1 protein-coding gene is annotated in these 3,393 nt (G+C 70.1%); it reads left to right on the forward strand.

Annotated elements, in window-relative coordinates; translation table 11 throughout:
• On the forward strand, positions 1-3,393 hold a 3,393-nt coding region (locus FHS74_RS30035; protein WP_184807951.1), incomplete at both ends, for a beta strand repeat-containing protein.

A 3,393-nucleotide genomic window follows, 5' to 3' on the forward strand; every position in this document is an offset into this window, starting at 1 on the left:
CAGCTACACCGGGGTCAGCCTGACCTCGGGCGTCAGCGGCCTGACCATCGCGGCGGGCACGCAGACCATCGGGTCCAACGTCGACCTGGTGGCGGCGGCGGTGAACGACTACATCGGCGGCACGCTGGGGAGCCTCAACAACACCGGCACCATCAGTGGCGTGCTGACGGCGGCCTACATCACCGGCACCGGTTCGCTGGGCACGCTCAGCAACAGCGGGGTGCTGGACGGGGCGCGGTTCGGCATCCGCAACCAGGGCACCATCGGCCTGGTGGCCAACAGCGGCACGGCCACGGGCACCATTGGCCTGTACAACCAGGGCGTCATCGGCACGGTGATCAACACAGGCCTGCTGCAGGACGCGCCCGTGGGCACGGCGGCCGGGCTCAACAACGCCGGCACCATCGGGGTGCTGACCAACCAGGGCACGATCACCAGCCCGGTGGCCCTCCGCAACAGCGGCAGCATCGGCCGCATCGACAACAGCGGCCTGATCGCCGGCAGCCTCATCAACACCTCGGCCAACGCCCTGACCATCACCGGTGGCACGGGCACGGTGGTGGGCAGCCTGACGGGCACGCTGTCCGGCACCCTCAACACCATGGGCACGATCACCAGCACGCTGGCCAATGTGGTGGTGGCCTCCGGCAATCTGTTGCTGAACGACCAGGTCACTCTCGGCAGCGGCACGCTGGTCAACAGCGGGGCCTCGCTGCGCCTGACCACCCTCGTCTCGGTGACGGGCAGCTACAGCCAGTCGGCCGGCACGCTGGCCCTGGGCTATGGCAACCAGCTGGCGGTCAGCGGGGCGGCGGTGCTGACGGGCGGGACGGTCGCGGTCAGCGGCGTGCCGGGGACGCTCACCCTGCTGGCGGGCGTGGGCAGCGGCACCGCCCTGGTGGCCGGCGGCGTCGGCTCCAGCTACAGCGGCCTCGTCTACAGCGCCGACGTGACCGGCATGGAGGTGACGGGCAGCGTGGGCGGCACCAGCCTGTTCCTGGCGGGCCTGAACGACTATGTCGGCGGCACGCTGGGTACGCTCTCCAACAGCGGGACGATCAGCGCCAGCAACGCGGTCTACGTGGCGGCGACGGGGTCCCTGGGGTCCTTCAGCAACACCGGCGTACTGACGGGCGCCAATGCGGCGCTGGACAACCTGGGCACCATCGGCTCGATCGCCAACGGCACGCTGGGCACCCTGGGGGTGATGACCGGCGGCGTCGGCGTGGCCAACGCCGGGGTGATCGGCACCCTGGTAAGCTACGGCACCGTCACCGGCACCACCGGCGCCGGCGTGGACAATCAGGGCACGATCAACGCCCTGGGCAACGCCGGTCTGATCAATGGTGCTACCAGCGGCATCAGCAATGCCGGGACGGTGGGCCTGTTCGTCAACATCGGCCAGGTCACGGGCGGCAGCCGGGCCATCGCCAACAGCGGCAGCCTGGGCCTGCTGTCCAACAGTGGTCTGCTCTCGGGCGTCACGGCGCTGTACAACGCGGCCAACGCCACGCTGGGCACGGTCAGCAACAGCGGCACCATTGCGGGCAACATCGTCAACCTGGCGTCGGCTGACCTGGTGCTGGCGGGCAGCGGCGGCACGCTGACCGGCGGCATCATCACGAACACCGCGGCCAACGTGGTGTTCGCCGGCGGCGCGGCGGTGATCGGCGACGCGATCAATGTCGGCGGCCACACGGTGGTCAACGATGGCGCCAGCCTGGAACTCGCCAGCACGCTCAGCATCACCGGCAACTACAGCCAGGCCAGCGGCACGCTGGCGCTGGGCACGCTGTCGGCGGTGGTCAGCGGTGTGGCGGCCATCACCGGCGGCACCATCACCGCCAGCGTGTCGTCCACCAGCAACTATGTGGTGGGCGGCAGCGGCGGCGTGGTGCTGGTGCAGGGCGGTTCGGGCTCCAGCTATACCGGGGTCAGCCTGACCTCAGGTGTCAGCGGCCTGACCATCGCGGCGGGCACGCAGACCATCGGGTCCAACGTCGACCTGGTGGCGGCGGCGGTGAACGACTACATCGGCGGCACGCTGGGGAGCCTCAACAACACCGGCACCATCAGTGGCGTGCTGACGGCGGCCTACATCACCGGCACCGGTTCGCTGGGCACGCTCAGCAACAGCGGGCTGCTGGACGGGGCGCGGTTCGGCATCCGCAACCAGGGCACCATCGGCCTGGTGGCCAACAGCGGCACGGCCACGGGCACCATTGGCCTGTACAACCAGGGCGTCATCGGCACGGTGATCAACACCGGCCTGCTGCAGGACGCGCCCGTGGGCACGGCGGCCGGGCTCAACAACGCCGGCACCATCGGGGTGCTGACCAACCAGGGCACGATCACCAGCCCGGTGGCCCTCCGCAACAGCGGCAGCATCGGCCGCATCGACAACAGCGGCCTGATCGCCGGCAGCCTCATCAATACCTCGGCCAACGCGCTGACCATCACCGGTGGCACGGGCACGGTGGTGGGCAGCCTGACCGGCACGCTGTCCGGCACCCTCAACACCATGGGCACGATCACCAGCACGCTGGCCAACGTGGTGCTGGCGTCGGGCAATCTGTGGCTGAACGACCAGGTCACTCTCGGCAGCGGCACGCTGGTCAACAGCGGGGCCTCGCTGCGCCTGGCCACCATTATCAGCGTGACGGGCAACTACGGCCAGTCGGCCGGCACGCTGTCCCTGGGCTACGGCAACCAGCTGGCGGTCAGCGGGGCGGCGGTGCTGACGGGCGGCACGGTCGCGGTCAGCGGCGTGCCGGGGACGCTCAACCTGCTGGCGGGCGTGGGCGGTGGCACCGCGCTGGTGGCCGGCGGCGTCGGCTCCAGCTACAGCGGTCTCAGCTACAGCGCCGACGTGACGGGCATGGAGGTGACGGGCAGCGTCGGCGGCACCAGCCTGTTCCTGGCGGGCCTGAACGACTATGTCGGCGGCACGCTGGGCAATCTCTCCAACAGCGGGACGATCAGCGCCAGCAACGCGGTCTACGTGGCGGCGACGGGGTCCCTGGGGTCCTTCAGCAACACTGGCGTGCTGACGGGCGCCAATGCGGCGCTGGACAACCTGGGCACCATCGGCTCGATCGCCAACGGCACGCTGGGCACCCTGGGGGTGATGACCGGCGGCGTCGGCGTGGCCAACGCCGGGGTGATCGGCACCCTGGTCAGCTACGGCAGCATCACCGGCACCACCGGCGCCGGCGTGGACAACCAGGGCACGATCAACGCCCTGGGCAACGCCGGTCTGATCAATGGTGCTACCAGCGGCATCAGCAATGCCGGAACCGTGGGCCTGTTCGTCAACATCGGCCAGGTCACGGGCGGCAGCCGGGCCATCGCCAACAGCGGCAGCCTGCTGGTCCTGCAGAACGCCGGCCTGCT

Source organism: Nitrospirillum iridis (assembly GCF_014205765.1).
In the GTDB taxonomy this organism is placed as follows: Bacteria; Pseudomonadota; Alphaproteobacteria; order Azospirillales; family Azospirillaceae; genus Nitrospirillum; species Nitrospirillum iridis.